The organism is Azospirillum thermophilum, from assembly GCF_003130795.1.
Taxonomy (GTDB): Bacteria; Pseudomonadota; Alphaproteobacteria; order Azospirillales; family Azospirillaceae; genus Azospirillum; species Azospirillum thermophilum.
Genome location: NZ_CP029357.1, coordinates 53,645 through 67,976, shown reverse-complemented (window position 1 = coordinate 67,976; position 14,332 = coordinate 53,645). Strand labels below are relative to the sequence as shown.

The 14,332-nt window shown below is 67.9% G+C and carries 16 protein-coding genes; 8 read left to right on the top strand and 8 right to left on the bottom strand.

Going from position 1 to position 14,332, the window contains the following annotated elements:
• Positions 1-9 precede the first annotated feature (9 nt).
• From DEW08_RS25290 to DEW08_RS25280, 3 genes are all read left to right on the top strand, one after another.
• The gene (locus tag DEW08_RS25290) at positions 10-690 is read left to right on the top strand and encodes an amino acid ABC transporter permease (RefSeq protein WP_109332552.1); all 681 of its coding nucleotides are present in this window, start codon (positions 10-12) and stop codon (positions 688-690) included.
• Positions 687-1,454: an amino acid ABC transporter ATP-binding protein gene (locus DEW08_RS25285; protein WP_109332551.1), complete on the top strand. Its 768-nt coding sequence runs from the start codon at positions 687-689 to the stop codon at positions 1,452-1,454. Before DEW08_RS25290 ends, DEW08_RS25285 begins: the two co-directional genes overlap by 4 nt.
• A gap of 208 nt (positions 1,455-1,662) precedes the next feature.
• Positions 1,663-2,013 carry an HPF/RaiA family ribosome-associated protein gene (locus DEW08_RS25280; protein ID WP_109332550.1) on the top strand — a complete coding sequence of 117 codons (351 nt, stop codon included), beginning with the start codon at positions 1,663-1,665 and terminating at the stop codon, positions 2,011-2,013.
• A 248-nt stretch (positions 2,014-2,261) separates the two neighbouring features.
• On the opposite strand, the gene pflB is transcribed toward DEW08_RS25280, so the two are convergent.
• The 4 genes from pflB to DEW08_RS31390 form a co-directional block, all read right to left on the bottom strand.
• Positions 2,262-4,547 carry a formate C-acetyltransferase gene (gene pflB, locus DEW08_RS25275; protein WP_109332549.1) on the bottom strand — a complete coding sequence of 762 codons (2,286 nt, stop codon included), beginning with the start codon at positions 4,545-4,547 and terminating at the stop codon, positions 2,262-2,264.
• A gap of 78 nt (positions 4,548-4,625) precedes the next feature.
• A complete protein-coding gene (locus DEW08_RS25270; RefSeq protein ID WP_109332548.1) occupies positions 4,626-6,437 on the bottom strand; it encodes a carbon starvation CstA family protein in 1,812 nt (603 codons plus the stop codon).
• A gap of 168 nt (positions 6,438-6,605) precedes the next feature.
• Entirely contained in the window at positions 6,606-6,800 is a 195-nt protein-coding gene (locus tag DEW08_RS25265) for a hypothetical protein (RefSeq protein WP_109332547.1), read from the bottom strand.
• 374 nt (positions 6,801-7,174) lie between these two features.
• Positions 7,175-7,417, bottom strand: a complete 243-nt coding sequence (locus tag DEW08_RS31390) for a hypothetical protein (RefSeq protein ID WP_168220512.1) — start codon at positions 7,415-7,417, stop codon at positions 7,175-7,177.
• Between DEW08_RS31390 and DEW08_RS25260 the strand changes: the two genes are divergently transcribed.
• The 4 genes from DEW08_RS25260 (at position 7,305) to DEW08_RS32905 (ending at position 11,034) form a co-directional block, all read left to right on the top strand.
• A complete protein-coding gene (locus DEW08_RS25260; RefSeq protein WP_109332546.1) occupies positions 7,305-9,185 on the top strand; it encodes a methanol/ethanol family PQQ-dependent dehydrogenase in 1,881 nt (626 codons plus the stop codon). The two genes, DEW08_RS31390 and DEW08_RS25260, sit on opposite strands and share 113 nt — an antisense overlap.
• Positions 9,186-9,255: 70 nt before the next feature.
• A complete protein-coding gene (locus DEW08_RS25255) occupies positions 9,256-9,711 on the top strand; it encodes a c-type cytochrome (RefSeq protein ID WP_109332545.1) in 456 nt (151 codons plus the stop codon).
• Positions 9,712-9,721: 10 nt separating this feature from the next.
• On the top strand, positions 9,722-10,444 hold the full coding sequence (locus tag DEW08_RS32910) for a transporter substrate-binding domain-containing protein (protein ID WP_245986987.1): 723 nt from the start codon (positions 9,722-9,724) through the stop codon (positions 10,442-10,444).
• A complete protein-coding gene (locus tag DEW08_RS32905; RefSeq protein WP_245987037.1) occupies positions 10,357-11,034 on the top strand; it encodes a rhodanese-like domain-containing protein in 678 nt (225 codons plus the stop codon). Before DEW08_RS32910 ends, DEW08_RS32905 begins: the two co-directional genes overlap by 88 nt.
• A 7-nt stretch (positions 11,035-11,041) precedes the next feature.
• On the opposite strand, the gene DEW08_RS25245 is transcribed toward DEW08_RS32905, so the two are convergent.
• Positions 11,042-11,650, bottom strand: a complete 609-nt coding sequence (locus DEW08_RS25245; protein WP_109332544.1) for a hypothetical protein — start codon at positions 11,648-11,650, stop codon at positions 11,042-11,044.
• 63 nt (positions 11,651-11,713) lie between these two features.
• Between DEW08_RS25245 and DEW08_RS25240 the strand changes: the two genes are divergently transcribed.
• Positions 11,714-12,214 (top strand): DUF3280 domain-containing protein, encoded by a 501-nt coding sequence (locus DEW08_RS25240; protein ID WP_109332543.1) that lies wholly within the window; start codon positions 11,714-11,716, stop codon positions 12,212-12,214.
• Between the two features lie 24 nt (positions 12,215-12,238).
• On the opposite strand, the gene DEW08_RS25235 is transcribed toward DEW08_RS25240, so the two are convergent.
• From DEW08_RS25235 to DEW08_RS25225, 3 genes are all read right to left on the bottom strand, one after another.
• Positions 12,239-12,637, bottom strand: coding sequence for a hypothetical protein (locus DEW08_RS25235; RefSeq protein ID WP_109332542.1), 399 nt, complete (start codon positions 12,635-12,637; stop codon positions 12,239-12,241).
• Positions 12,638-12,734: 97 nt separating this feature from the next.
• Positions 12,735-13,556, bottom strand: coding sequence for an ABC transporter permease (locus tag DEW08_RS25230; protein WP_109332541.1), 822 nt, complete (start codon positions 13,554-13,556; stop codon positions 12,735-12,737).
• On the bottom strand, positions 13,553-14,311 hold the full coding sequence (locus DEW08_RS25225) for an ABC transporter ATP-binding protein (RefSeq protein WP_109332540.1): 759 nt from the start codon (positions 14,309-14,311) through the stop codon (positions 13,553-13,555). Before DEW08_RS25225 ends, DEW08_RS25230 begins: the two co-directional genes overlap by 4 nt.
• Positions 14,312-14,332: the final 21 nt, after the last annotated feature.

Here is a 14,332-nt window from a genome sequence, read left to right as displayed (position 1 = left end):
ACCTTTCCCGTGCTGCACTGGCTTACCCTGATGGCGGACTCGTTTCCGTCGCTGCTGTGGGCGGCGCTGGTCTTCACCGTTCCCCTGACGCTGGCCTCCTTCGCGCTCGGCCTGACGGTGGGGCTGGTGACGGCGGTCATCCGCCTGTTCGGCCCGCGGCCGCTGGCGGCCGTCGTCCGCTTCTATGTCTGGATCATCCGCGGCACGCCGCTGCTGGTGCAGCTTTTCCTGATCTTCTACGGCCTGCCGAGCGCCGGCATCGTGCTGGACGCCTTTCCGGCGGCGCTGATCGGCTTCACGCTGAATGTCGGCGCCTACACGTCGGAGATCGTGCGCGCCGCCATCGGCTCGGTGCCGAAGGGCCAGTGGGAGGCCGCCTATTCGATCGGCATGAACTGGAGCCAGGCGATGCGGCGGACCATCCTGCCGCAGGCCGCCCGGGTGGCGGTGCCGCCGCTGTCCAACAGCTTCATCTCGCTGGTCAAGGACACCTCGCTCGCCGCGGCCATCACCGTGCCGGAGCTGTTCCAGGCCGCCCAGCGCATCGTCGCGACCACCTACGAGCCGCTGATCCTCTATGTCGAGGCGGCGCTGATCTATCTCGTGCTGAGTTCCGTCCTCTCGGCCCTGCAGGACCGGCTGGAACGCCGGCTGGGGCGGTACGGCGGCTTCCTGGAGGCCAAGTCGTGATCCGGCTGTCTGACATCGAGAAGCGCTTCGGCGACCTGACCGTCCTGAAAGGCGTCACGCTGACCGTGGCGGAGGGGCGGGTCACCGCCCTGATCGGCCCGTCCGGCGGCGGCAAGAGCACGCTGCTGCGCTGCATCAACCTGCTGGAGATCCCGACCGCCGGCACCGTGCGGATCGGCGAGGAGGAGCTGGCCTTCCATCCCGCCTCCCGGCCCGGCTGGAAGGACATCCAGCGGCTGCGCGGCCAGACCGGCATGGTGTTCCAGAACTTCCAGCTCTTCCCCCACCGCACCGCGGTCGAGAATGTGATGGAGGGGCTGGTCACCGTGCAGAAATGGCCGGCGGCCAGGGCGCGCGAACGGGCGATGGCCCTGCTCGACAAGGTCGGCATGGCCCACAAGGCGGACGCCTGGCCCGCCACCCTGTCCGGCGGCCAGCAGCAGCGCGTCGCCATCGCCCGCGCGCTCGCCCCGTCGCCCCGCGTCCTGCTGTGCGACGAGCCGACCTCCGCCCTCGATCCCGAGCTGTCGGGCGAGGTGGTGGAGGTGCTGGGCAAGCTGGCCGAGGAGGGCACCACCATGGTGATGGCGACGCACGACCTGCGTCTGGCCTCGCGCATCGCGCACGAGGTGGTGTTCCTGGAGGGCGGCGAGGTGGTGGAGACCGGCCCGTCCCGCACGCTGTTCACCCAGCCGGCGCGCGAGCGGACCAAACGCTTCATCGCCACGCTGACCCAGCAGGGCCAGCATGGGGAAGGGGTGTAAGGGGGAAAGGACGGGGCGGGGCCGCCGCCCTCCGGCGGTTCCGCAGCGGATCTCCCATCACGGATCTCCCATAGTCTACGCCGAAGCGTGGCCTGCGCATTGATGCAGGTTAATGCCGCGTTCCCCTCCGCTGCTAGACTGACATCATCACCGCATGTCGGGTGCCCGGGATTTCCCCGCCCATCCGCCTGGAAGACAGGAGGCACACATGCGTCTTCCGTTGCAGATCGTGTTCCGGAACATGGACCCGTCGCCGGCCCTGGACTTCATCATCCGGGAGCAGGCAGGCAAGCTCGAGCGCTTCTGCCAGGACATCATGGGCTGCCGGGTCATCGTCGAATCGCCGCACCGGCATCAGTACAAGGGCAAGCTCTACGAAGTCCGCATCGTCCTCACCGTCCCGCAGGCCGAGCTGGTGACCAGCCGGCAGGGGCCGGAGGATCAGGCCCACGAGGACCCGCGGGTGGCCATCCGCGATGCGTTCGATGCCATGCGCCGCGAGCTGGAGGACTACACCCGGCGTCTTCGCCAGGACGTCAAGGCACATGCTCTGCCGTAACAGCGCGTGAGTGATCCATCCTGAGCGGCACCGGCGGCGGGAGGCGGCTTCCGCCGCCGGTGCCGTTTTCCGGCCGCTTGCCGGCGGACCGGACGGTGCAGCCGCCGCACAAGGACGGCCTGCGGACGATCATCCGCAGGCCGTTGAAAGAAAAGGGCAAGGGCCGGACAGCACGCACTGTGCAGCAAACGGGACCTGCACAATCCGCACAATCCGGCCCCTCTCCCGGTCAGGACCCCGCCATGGCGTCAGTGCTTGTCATGGAAGGTCCGGGAGATGACGTCGAGCTGCTGCTCGCGCGTCAGCTTGATGAAGTTGACGGCATAGCCGGACACCCGGATGGTGAGCTGCGGATAGAGCTCCGGATGGTCCATGGCGTGCAGCAGCGTCTCGCGGTCGAAGACGTTGACGTTGATGTGGTGGCCGCCCTGGGCGAAGTAGCCGTCGAGCAGACCCACCAGATTGTCCACCCGCTCGCCCTCGGTGCGGCCCAGGGCACCCGGCACGATGGTGAAGGTGTAGCTGATGCCGTCCTGCGCGTGCGCGTAGGGCAGCTTCGCCACCGACGCCATCGAGGCCACCGCCCCCTTCCTGTCCCGCCCGTGCATCGGGTTGGCCCCCGGCGCGAAGGGCTGGCCGGCCTTGCGGCCGTCCGGCGTGTTGCCCGTCTTCTTGCCGTACACCACGTTGGAGGTGATGGTCAGCACCGACTGCGTCGGCAGCGCGTTGCGGTAGGTCTTCTGCTTGCGCAGCATCCCCATGAAGGTCTCGACCAGCCAGGTCGCGATGGCGTCCACCCGCTCGTCGTTGTTGCCGAAGGCCGGGTACTCGCCCTCGATCACGAAGTCGGTCGCCAGCCCGCGCTCGTCGCGCACCACCTTCACCGTGGCGTGCCGGATCGCCGACAGGCTGTCCGCCACCACCGACAGGCCGGCGATGCCGCAGGCCATGGTGCGCAGGATGTCGCGGTCGTGCAGCGCCATCTCCAGCCGCTCGTACATGTACTTGTCGTGCATGTAGTGGATGGTGTTGAGCGCGTTCATGTAGGCCTTGGCCAGCCACTCCATCATCGGCACGAAGCGCGCCACCACCGTGTCGTAGTCGAGCACGTCGCCGGTGACCGGCGCGAAGGCCGGGCCGACCTGCTCGCCCGACACCTCGTCGCGCCCGCCGTTGATGGCGTACAACAGCGTCTTGGCCAGGTTGGCGCGGGCGCCGAAGAACTGCATCTGCTTGCCGATGCGCATGGCCGAGACGCAGCAGGCGATGCCGTAGTCGTCGCCCCAGTAGGGCCGCATCAGGTCGTCGCTCTCATACTGCAGCGAGCAGGTCCTGATCGAGGTCTCGGCGCAGAAGGCCTTGAAGCCCTCCGGCAGCTTCTCCGACCACAGCACCGTCAGGTTCGGCTCGGGCGCCGGGCCGAGGTTGTGCAGGGTCTGCAGCATGCGGAAGCTGTTCTTCGTCACCAGCGGCCGGCCGTCCAGCGCCATGCCGCCGATGCACTCGGTCACCCAGGTCGGGTCGCCGGAGAACAGCTGGTCGTATTCCGGCGTGCGCAGGAAGCGGACCATGCGGAGCTTCATGACGAAGTGGTCGATCAGCGCCTGGGCCTCGGCCTCGCACAGCGTGCCCTCGCGCAGGTCGCGCTCGATGTAGACGTCGAGGAAGCTGGAGACGCGGCCCAAGGACATGGCGGCACCGTTGGCCTCCTTGACCGCCGCCAGATAGGCCAGGTAGGTCCACTGCACCGCCTCGCGGGCGTTGGCGGCCGGGCGGGCGACGTCGAAGCCGTAGGACTTGGCCATCTTGACCAAGTCCTTGAGGGCCTTGATCTGCTCGGCCAGCTCCTCGCGCAGGCGCAGGGTATCCTCGTCGAGGCTGTTGAGCTCGAGCGACTTGACCTGGGCCTTCTTGTCCTCGATCAGGAAGTCGGCGCCGTAGAGCGCGAGGCGGCGGTAGTCGCCGATGATGCGGCCGCGGCCGTAGGCGTCGGGCAGCCCGGTGATGACGCCGGACTTGCGGCAGCGCAGGGCCTCCTCGGAGTAGGCGTCGAAGACGCCGTCGTTGTGGGTCTTGCGCAGGGCCGGGAAGACCTCCTCGAGCTTGGGCGAGGGGGTGTAGCCGTAGGCCTCGAGGCCGTTCTTGACCATGCGCCAGCCGCCGAAGGGCAAGATGGCGCGCTTGAGGGGCTTTTCGGTCTGCAGGCCGACGATGAGCTCGAGGTCCTGGTCGATGTAGCCCGGGGCGTGCGAGGTGATCGAGGAGAAGACCTCGGTATCGGCGTCGAGCACGCCGCCTTTGCTCGCCCGCTCCTTCTTCAGGAGCTCCGCCACCTCGTCCCAGAGCTGCTTCGTCTTGCCCGTCGGGCCCGCAACGAAGGCCGCATCACCCTCGTAGGGCGTCACGTTCTGCAGGATGAAGTCGCGGACGTTGACCTCCTGCCGCCAGGTTCCACCGGCGAAGCCGCGCCAGGGGTTGAGGGACGGCGTCTCGGCCAGCGAAGGGACCATCGATTCCGTCAACAGCGTATCCATTGTCTTGACCTTCCGGTTTCAAGGGAGGCCGCCCGCTGGCGGCCCCCCTCCTGGTTCCGAGGAGAACTGCCGGGTCGCTCACTCGGCCGCGGTGGCGGCCACCGTATCGGCCAGGGTGGCCTTGTGGACCTGCAGCAGTTCCTTCCACTTCTTCAGGGCGGCGAAGAGGATGATGAAGCCCAGCGCCAGCATGATGATCGAGATGGCGGCGTTGAAGACGCTGTAGCCCTTGACGCCGGGGTTCAGGTAGACGTTGGCGATCATCCAGTAGCCGGCATAGTTCACCGTGACGAACAGGTAGGCCAGCGGGACCAGGCAGGTCAGCATGTAGGCCCGCTTCTGCGACAGGCGCAGGATGATGGTGGCGCCGATGATCAGGCCGACCGAGGCCATCAGCTGGTTCGACACGCCGAACAGGGCCCAGACCGAGTTGATGTCGCCCGAGGTCAGCAGGTAGCCCCAGGCCACGCAGGCCAGCACGCTCGCACCGATCGAACCGGGGACCCAGTCGAGCCGCTTCAGCGGGGCATAGAGGTCGCCACCCAGGTCCTGGATCAGGTAACGGGCGACGCGGGTGCCGCTGTCCACGGCGGTCAGGATGAACACCGCCTCGAACATCACGACGAACTGGAAGAAGTAGGAGGCGAGGCTGCTGAACCACGGCAGGCGGGTGAAGATCTCGGTCATGCCGACGGCCAGCGTCACGGCGCCGCCGGTGCGGCCGTAGAGGTCGAGGCCGATCTCCTGGCTCAGCCGCGGCAGGTCGACCACCTGCATGCCCAGCGCCTGGAAGGCGGCCGGCGCGGAGTTGATGGCGAAATAGTCGGCCGGGTGCAGGGCGGTGGCGGCGATCAGCGCCATGACGCCGACCACGCATTCCGCCAGCATGCCGCCGAAGGCCACCGGACGGATGTCGCTCCACTTGTCGATCAGCTTGGGCGTGGTGCCCGACCCGATGAAGGCATGGAAGCCGGAGATGGCGCCGCAGGCGATGGTGATCGAGATGAACGGCCACACCGGGCCCTTCAGCACCGGGCCGCCGCCGTAGATGAAGTCGGTCAGGGCCGGGAAGCGGATCTCCGGGTTGATGAAGACGACGCCGATGACGAGCGCGCCGAACACGCCGATCTTCATGAAGCTCGACAGGTAGCCGCGCGGGGTCAGCAGCAGCCACACCGGCAGGGCGGTGGCGAAGAAGGCGTAGATCGGCAGGATCAGCGCCACGGTCTCGGCATGCAGGGTCAGCCAGTTGCCCAGCACGGTGCCCTGGATGTAGGGGCCGGCCACGACCGAGGCGGCGATGGCGGCGACACCGACATAGGTGGCGCCCTTGGAGCTGCCGGTCAGCCGCTCGTAGAGGCCGAGCGCGATGGCGATCGGGATGGTCATGAAGACCGCGAAGGCGCCCCAGGCGTTGCGCTCCAGGGCATGGACGACGACCATCGACAGGCCGGCCATGGTGATCGTGATGATGAACAGCATGGCGAGGCCGGTGCACCAGCCGGCGACGGGACCGAGTTCGGCCTTCGCGACCTCGGACAGGGACTGGCCCTTGTGCTTCATCGAGGCGAAGAGCACGACCGTGTCGTGCACGGCACCGCCGATGACGCAGCCGATCAGCAGCCACAGGAAGCTCGGCAGGTAGCCGAACTGGGCGGCGAGCACGGGACCGACCAGCGGGCCGGCGGCGGCGATCGCCGCGAAATGCTGCCCGGCGGTGACCCACTTCTTGGTGGGAACGTAGTTGCGGCCGTCCTCGAGGATGTGGGACGGGGTGACTTCCGAATCATCGGCACGGAGCACCTTGCGCACGAAGAACACGCCGTAAAAGCGGTAGCAGAGCGCGAGGATGCAGAGTGTCGCGATCACAAAGGTTATTGCGTGATCCATGACAGCTCTCCTTGGAAAGGATCTGCCGCCATTCTAGGAAGCACGCGGTAGGCGGTGGGGCTCGAGTCCGGAGAGCGGCAAAATGCGCTCGCGAGCGGTCGGAAACCGGGAACGAGTGGCGAAGCCCCATGCCCCGCCCTGCCCCCGGCCTCCCCGGCGCGCGCCGCCTCAGGTCTCCGGCTGGGCGCAGCGCCAGCGGCGGACGCTCCAGCTCGGGTGGGTCATCTGCCATTGCACGGCGTTGACGTAACCATTGCGCGTGCAGCTCGCGACATTGGGAAAGCGCTCAATAAAGGCGGGTCGCTCGATCGAGCATCGGTCGGGATCGGACAGCAGGCAGACCACGAGGACAAGCTCAAACATAGTAAAAGCTTTCTGAACGGGTGGAAGAGAGGGCATCGCTGCCGGGCAGTGCTGTCCGTATCGCTCCGGCAATCCCACCCGGAACAGGATAACAGAAGTATGCCGGTCAATTTCACTAAGCAGAAATTCCTTGATCCTCTCGAAGCGACATGAAAGCCGAGCTCAAGCCAGGAAGCATGCCGCACCGCAAACCCATACATGTTGCGCTGCAAATAGAACTTCGCCATTTTCCTGGTTTTTATCAGATACATCGGGAGCACAAAAACATGTACCACCAAATAGCGCCATCGTATCAAACAATATCGATATTCCGCATCCATAATTAGGATAGCGCTCCGGCCGATACTTGACGGGTTCTAACATCCACCATAAGCTCATGTCTCCGATTGGCGCACAGCGACTACCGAACCGAAATCGCGGTATTTGGTGCTGCGAGTGCTGTCTTGCATCCAGTTCCATTGCTTTTGCAGGTAGCGATTCGCGCCAACAATGGGAGGGAGCGCCATGAAAGCCTTGTCACTCTGGTTGCTGGCTTCTGCTGCCGTCTTTGCCGCCGGTTCGGCCGCCGCCAATGAAAGCGTCCTGAAAATCCAGTCGGACCCGAACAACTGGGCCATGCAGCTGGGAAATTATGCCGGCCAGCGCTACAGCCCGCTCAATCAGATCACGGCGGACAACGTCAAGAACCTGCAGGTCGCCTGGAGCTTCTCGACCGGGGTGTTGCGCGGCCATGAGGGCGGACCGATCGTCATCGGCGACGTGATGTACATCCACACGCCTTTCCCGAACAAGGTCTTCGCCCTGGACCTGAACAACCCCGGCCGGGTGATCTGGAAATACGAGTCGGTGCAGGACCCGACCGTCATCCCGGTGATGTGCTGCGACACGGTGAACCGCGGCGTCGCGGTCGCGGACGGCAAGGTCTTCCTGGCCCAGGCTGACAACGTGCTGGTCGCGCTCGACGCGAAGAACGGCAAGGAGCTGTGGAAGGTCAAGAACGGCGACCACACCAAGGGCGAGACGCTGACGGCGGCTCCGGTGGTGGTCAAGGACAAGGTCCTGGTCGGCATCAGCGGCGGCGAGTTCGGCGTGCGCGGCCACCTCACCGCCTATGACACCAACAGCGGCAAGATGGTCTGGCGCGCCTATTCGACCGGACCGGACGCCGACGTGAAGATCGACCCGTCGAAGACGATGATGATGGGCAAGCCCATCGGCGCGAAGGATCTCGGCGTCAGCACATGGCCCGGTGACGAGTGGAAGCGCGGCGGCGGCACCACCTGGGGCTGGTACACCTACGATCCGGAACTGAACCTCGTCTATTACGGAACCGGCAATCCGGGAACCTGGAACCCGGTCCAGCGGGCGGTCGACAAGGATCGCAACAAGAGCGACAACAAGTGGTCGATGACCATCTTCGCCCGCGACCCCGACACCGGCGAGGCGAAATGGGTCTACCAGAAGACGCCGTTCGACGAGTGGGACTTCGACGGCGTCAACGAGAACATCCTGGCCAACATCACGATGAACGGCCAGCAGCGCAAGGTTCTGGTCAACTTCGACCGCAACGGATTCGCCTACACCATCGACCGGGCCACCGGCGAGCTGCTGGTCGCCCAGAAGTACGATCCGACCGTCAACTGGGCGACCGAGGTCGACATGAAGACCGGCCGACCGAAGGTGAACGAGAAGTACAGCACGTTCGCCAACGGAGAGGACACCAACACGACCGGCGTCTGCCCCGCGGCCCTCGGCACCAAGGACCAGCAGCCGGCCTCCTTCTCGCCGGACACCGGGCTGTTCTACGTCCCGACCAACCATATCTGCATGGATTACGAGCCCTTCTCCGTCGCCTATACGGCGGGGCAGGCCTATGTCGGTTCGACCGTCTCGATGTATCCGACGCCGAACTCCCACGGCGGCATGGGCAACTTCATCGCCTGGGACGCGGCGGCCGGCAAGATCGTCTGGTCGCGTCCGGAACGCTTCGCGGTGTGGAGCGGCGCCCTGACCACCAAGGGCGGCGTCGCCTATTACGGGACGCTGGAAGGCTATCTCATCGCCGTCAACATGAAGGACGGCAAGGAGCTGTGGCGCTTCAAGACGCCCTCGGGGATCATCGGCAACATCAACACCTACACCCACAACGGCAAGCAGTACATCGCGGTCCTGTCGGGGGTGGGCGGCTGGGCCGGTATCGGCCTTGCGGCCGGCCTGACGCAGGAGAGCGGCGCCACCGCCTGGCACGAGGCGGTGCATCCCGGCCACCAGCCCGGAACGGTGGCAACGGCCGGCCTGGGTGCCGTCGGCGCGCATGCCTCGCTCGGCGAGTACACCCAGCTCGGCGGGGTGCTGACGGTGTTCCACGTTCCCGACCAGAAGTGAGGCATCCCCCGGCGCCTCCCGCGCATCACCGCCGGGAGGCGCCGGGCCTGCCGGCCATCGAGGACAGCTGATGACGATGACCCTGCGATTTCGCGCGCGCTCGTGCCTGTTGGCGATCGGCCTGGCCGGCGCCGCCGTGATCGGCCCGGCCATGGCCGAGGAGGAACCGCCGATGACCCCGGACGGGGTGCCGACCTACGAGGTGAAAGAGGGCCTTGTCGACCGCGGCACCTACAACGGCTACCGCCGCTTCCACTCGGTCTGCCATACCTGCCATGGCTTCGACGCCAGCGGATCGTCCTTCGCGCCGCCGCTGGTCGATTCCCTCAAGAGACTGAGCTACGACGAGTTCAAGGAGGTCGTCATCAACGGCCGCCAGACCCAGGGCGCCACCGGAGACAAGGTGATGCCGACCTTCGGGCTCGATCCCAACGTGGTGCAGAATCTCGACGACATCTACCGCTACCTGAAGGCCCGCGCCGACGGCGCCCTGCCCGGCGGGCGTCCCAAGCGGTACGGAAGCTGAGGGGCCGGCCGTGACGGCGGCAATCCCGGCGCGCATCGCCGCAGTGCTGGCCGGCGTCGTCCTGACGGCGTCAAGCGGGGCGATCGCCATCGAAGCCAGCGACAGGGAGGCCGTCCGCGTCTGTGCCGACGCCAACCTGCTGCCCTTTTCCAACGAGCGCCTGGAGGGATTCGAGAACGAGATCGCCCGCCTGATCGGCGAGGATCTGCAGCGGCCGGTGACCTATTTCTGGTGGCCGCAGACCATCGGCTTCGTCCGCAACACGCTGCGCGCCCGGCAGTGCGACCTCGTCATGGGAACGGCTTCGGGCGAGGAGCTGATGCAGAACACCAACCCCTACTATCGCACGGTCTACGCGCTGGTCTACCGCAAGGCGTCCGGCCTGACGGCACGGACGCTGGGCGACCCGTCGCTGAAGGAGGCACGGATCGGCATCGTCGAGAAGACGCCGGCGGCGTCGCTGATGCGCCGCTACGGCCTGACGCGGATGGAGCCCTACCAGCTCAACACCGACACGCGGGCGGGCAACCCGGCCCGCGACGCGATCGAGGACGTGGCGAAGGGGCGGACGGACGCGGCGGTGATCTGGGGCCGATCGCCGGCTATTACGCGGCGCAGCAGCAGGAGCCGCTGGTCGTCGTGCCGATGGTGCAGGAACCGGCGGCCGCGCGGCTGCAGTTCGACATCTCCATGGGCATCCGGGCCGACGAACCGGAGTGGAAGCACTGGCTGAACGACTTCATCAAGCGCCGGCAGGCCGACATCGACGCCATCCTGCTGCGCTACCATGTGCCGCTGATCGGCCCCGACGGCACCCTGAAGACGGCGGAGGCGATGGAGCCCGACGGCTACCGGACGGACGGCTACCGCGCCCCCGTTCCCGCCGGCCTGCGCGGCGCCACCACCCTCACCCTGCCCGCGCTGAGGCATCTGATGGAGCGGTCGCCCGGCCTGCGTCTGGTCGATGTCATGCCGGCGCCGCAACGCCCGGCGGACCGCCCGCCGCCCGCCCTCTGGGCACCGCTGCCGCGCCAGAGCCTGCCGGGCGCCGTCTGGCTGCCGAATGTCGGCTACGGCACCCTGTCGAAGGAGCAGGAACGCTATTTCCGCAGCGGGCTGGAGCAGATCACCGGCGGCGACCGCAAGGCCGGGCTGGTGCTGTTCTGCGAGCCGAACTGCTGGATGTCCTGGAACGCGGCCAAGCGGGCCATGGAGTGGGGTTACGGCAATGTCTACTGGTATGCCGACGGCGTGTCGCGCTGGCAGGAGGCGGGATATCCGGTGGCGCCGGTGACCCCCGTCGCGACCGGAACGACGAACTGACGGCGGATCAGTCGAGATGGGCGCCGATGGCGCGGGCAAGGCGCCCGACCCGCTGCTCCATCCGGACCGGCTGGTCGCACAGCGCGGACTGGTAGCGCCGCCGCTCATCCAGGACCCGCCGCTGCCACGAGATCTCCCGGGCCAGCGACTCCGCCTCCGGCGACCGGGGCGGCAGCGATTGCATGCGCGTCAGCTCCTCGCCGATGCGGTCGAGCATGGCGCGCTGCTGGCGCGTATACCGCTGAATGGCGGAGATCGCCTCGCTGCGCTGCCGGTTCAGCGTGTCGAACACGCCTGCGAAGAGGATGGTCAGCACGGCGTTCCTGTCGGGCCCCAGCGATCCGGCATAGCGGTCGATGGCCTCCTCCGCCGCCTCGACGTCGACGGAGCCGTCGACCGCCTGCCGCAGGACAGGCTCCAGGCCCGCGACGTCGCGCCAGGCGCCTTCCTTCCCCCCGATCGGGTCGCCGGCCCAGATTTGCGCGGGCGACAGGGCCGGCACCAGGATCTGCTGGCATGGCCAGTCGGATGCCGGCTCCGCCGCCGTCGCGGGAAGCGACGGAACGGACAGCAGCGCGAGCAGAAACGGAATGGACAGGGCCCTGCGGTTCGCCATGGGGGAATTGTGCGGACGGCGGCCGGGTCCTGACTAGAATCTCTTTCGGATAGGACCAGGCCGATGACCTCCATCGCATCCGCGTGTCTGCTGGCGGCCCTGCTCGCGATCCCCGCCGGCGCCCGGGCGGAGGAGCGGCCGGCCCGGCTGCTGCTGTTCGACGTCGAGCTTCTCGACAGCAGCGGCGAAGGGGAGCACCCCGACCATGCCGGCCGGCTGAAGCGCGTGACCGACCTGATGCGGACGGAGTTGGAGTCCTCCGGACGCTACAGCGTCATGCCGGCCGGGCAGTCCGGGGCCGCCGACGCGCCGCCCCCCTCCGTCGCCGCCTGCAGCGGCTGCGAACTCGATCTCGGCCGCCGGGCCGGGGCGGCGGTGGTCGCGACGGGGGTGATCCGCAAGGTCAGCAGCCTGATCCTCAGCATCGACATCACCTTGCGGAACGTCGAGGACGGCAGCGTCGTCGCCCGCGGTGTCGCCGACATCCGCGGGGACAACGAGCGGTCCTGGCGGCGCGGCGTCGACTGGCTGCTGCGCCATCGCATCCTGGCCCCCTCCCGCTGAGGTGGCAGGGAGCCAGCGGGCCGCCTACTGGCCGGTGCCCTGGCGGGGCTGCTGCGGGGACTCGGTCGAACCGCTGCCGCCCTGGCTGACGGAGCCGCCGCCGATGGTGCCCTGGCGCTGCCCGGCCAGCGAGTTGTCCGGCAAGCTGCCGGTGGGCGACGCCGTGGAGCCGCTCTGTCCGGAGGCCGGCCCCTGCTCGCCCTGCCGGGCCTCGCCGCCGTCGATGGTGCCCTGCCGCTGTCCGGCCAGGGAATTGTCCGGCAGGGTACCGGTGGTGGCGCCCGATCCCCGGGTGCTTCCCTGGGTGCCGGTACCGCCGGACGCCGGGGATTGGGCGATTGCCGGGACTGCCGCCAAGCCCGCCGCCAAGCCCAGTGCGGCGGCCAGCATGGACGCGATGGATGCGTTGCGCAAATCCCTCATGGGACGTTCCCTCCGGATTGGTGATGGGAGGCCCGCTCTTCGTCCGGGCCCCGTCGATACAGTCAACATCCGGATCGTCCGTTGATCCCGGTGCCGGTCAGGCGCCGCCCTGCCCGGCCGGACCGCCGCGCCGCGCCCAGAAGCCGCGGCCGGGGTCGTAGGCGAGGATGGCGCCGCCGAGGAACAGCAGGAGCGATCCTGCCACGGCCAGCAGGGCCGTGCGGTCGAAGCCGAGATAGAGCGCGAAGCGGATCAGCTCCACCGCATGGGTGAAGGGATTGGCCTCCGCCACGCGGGCCAGGGTCGGGCTTCCCTCGCGGATGCGCCAGAGCGGATAGAGGGCGGTGGAGGCGAAGAACATCGGGAAGATCACGAAATTCATCACGCCCGCGAAATTCTCAAGCTGCCTGACGAAGGAGGAGAGCAGCAAGCCCAGCGCCCCCAGCATCAGTCCGCCGAGCAGCAGCGCCGGGAACACCGCGAGATAGCCGAGCGGCGGCGGGCGGACGTCCCAGAACCAGGCCACGGCCAGGAAGACGTAGGCCTGCACGACCGACACCAGAACCCCGGCAAGCAGCTTGCACAGCAGCAGGTACCAGCGCGGCAGCGGGCTGACCAGCAGCGTCTTCATGCTGCCCGTCTCGCGGTCGTAGACCATGGAGAGGGAGCTTTGCATGCCGTTGAAGAGCTGGATCATGCCGACCAGCCCGGGCACGACATACTCCTCGTACAGGATGTAGGTCTCGTAGGGCGGGATGATCGACAGGCCCAGCACCGCCCGGAACCCCACCGCGAAGATGGCGAGCCAGACCAGCGGCCGGACCAGGGCGGCGAAGAACCGCTCCCGCTGATGGACGAAGCGCAGCCCCTCGCGCACCACGATGCTGCACAGGCAGCGCCAGTAGAGGCTCGCGGTCATCGCACCCTCCCCATTCCGGTCAGGCGTGCGAAGGACTCGTCGAGCGTGGCGGCCCCGGCGGCGGCGCAGACCTCCTCCATCAGCCCGGACGCCAGCACCCGGCCGCGGTGCAGCACGATCACGCCATCCCTCGGCAGCGCCTCGTCGATCAGGTGGGTGGCCCACAGCACGGCAAGGCCGCGGTCGCGGCAGAGTCCGTGCACATGGCCGAGGACGAGGCGGCGAAGCTCGACGTCGAGCCCGACGGTCGGCTCGTCGAGCAGCAACAGGCCGGGACGGTGCAGCAGCGCGCGGGCGATCTCGACCCGCCGGCGCTGGCCGCCGGAGAGCGTCCGCACCCGCTCGCCGGCCCGGTCGGACAGGCCGATGCGGGAAAGCTCCTCGCCCGCCCGCTCCTCGATCACGGCGCGCGGCAGGCCATGCAGCCCGCCGTGATAGCGCAGGTTCTGCATCACCGTCAGGTCGGGGTCAAGGGTCGGCTGCTGGAAGACGACACCCATGCGTGCCAGCGCCTGGGACGGCTGGCGGCGCATGTCGAACCCGAATACCCGTATGCTGCCGGACCGGTTGTTGTAGAGCCGCGTGATGAGGGAGAAGAGCGTGGTCTTGCCGGCCCCGTTCAACCCCAGGAGGACGGCGAAGCGGCCGGCCGGGATGGCGAAGGAGACGCCGTCCAGCGCCTTGCGGCGGCCGAAGCTGTGGCTCACGTCCTCCACCGACAGGACCGGTGCGGCGACCGCTTCCGGGCCGGCCATGGTCCTGCCCGTGCCGCCGTC

Coding starts and splice junctions, on each gene's coding strand:
- DEW08_RS25280 (WP_109332550.1), top strand. CDS start 1,663: ATGCGTCTTCCGTTGCAGATCGTGTTCCGGAACATGGACCCGTCGCCG.
- pflB (WP_109332549.1), bottom strand. CDS start 4,547: ATGGATACGCTGTTGACGGAATCGATGGTCCCTTCGCTGGCCGAGACG.
- DEW08_RS25270 (WP_109332548.1), bottom strand. CDS start 6,437: ATGGATCACGCAATAACCTTTGTGATCGCGACACTCTGCATCCTCGCG.
- DEW08_RS25265 (WP_109332547.1), bottom strand. CDS start 6,800: ATGTTTGAGCTTGTCCTCGTGGTCTGCCTGCTGTCCGATCCCGACCGA.
- DEW08_RS25260 (WP_109332546.1), top strand. CDS start 7,305: ATGAAAGCCTTGTCACTCTGGTTGCTGGCTTCTGCTGCCGTCTTTGCC.
- DEW08_RS31390 (WP_168220512.1), bottom strand. CDS start 7,417: ATGGCCCAGTTGTTCGGGTCCGACTGGATTTTCAGGACGCTTTCATTG.
- DEW08_RS25255 (WP_109332545.1), top strand. CDS start 9,256: ATGACGATGACCCTGCGATTTCGCGCGCGCTCGTGCCTGTTGGCGATC.
- DEW08_RS32905 (WP_245987037.1), top strand. CDS start 10,357: ATGGTGCAGGAACCGGCGGCCGCGCGGCTGCAGTTCGACATCTCCATG.
- DEW08_RS25245 (WP_109332544.1), bottom strand. CDS start 11,650: ATGGCGAACCGCAGGGCCCTGTCCATTCCGTTTCTGCTCGCGCTGCTG.
- DEW08_RS25240 (WP_109332543.1), top strand. CDS start 11,714: ATGACCTCCATCGCATCCGCGTGTCTGCTGGCGGCCCTGCTCGCGATC.
- DEW08_RS25235 (WP_109332542.1), bottom strand. CDS start 12,637: ATGAGGGATTTGCGCAACGCATCCATCGCGTCCATGCTGGCCGCCGCA.
- DEW08_RS25230 (WP_109332541.1), bottom strand. CDS start 13,556: ATGACCGCGAGCCTCTACTGGCGCTGCCTGTGCAGCATCGTGGTGCGC.
- DEW08_RS25225 (WP_109332540.1), bottom strand. CDS start 14,311: ATGGCCGGCCCGGAAGCGGTCGCCGCACCGGTCCTGTCGGTGGAGGAC.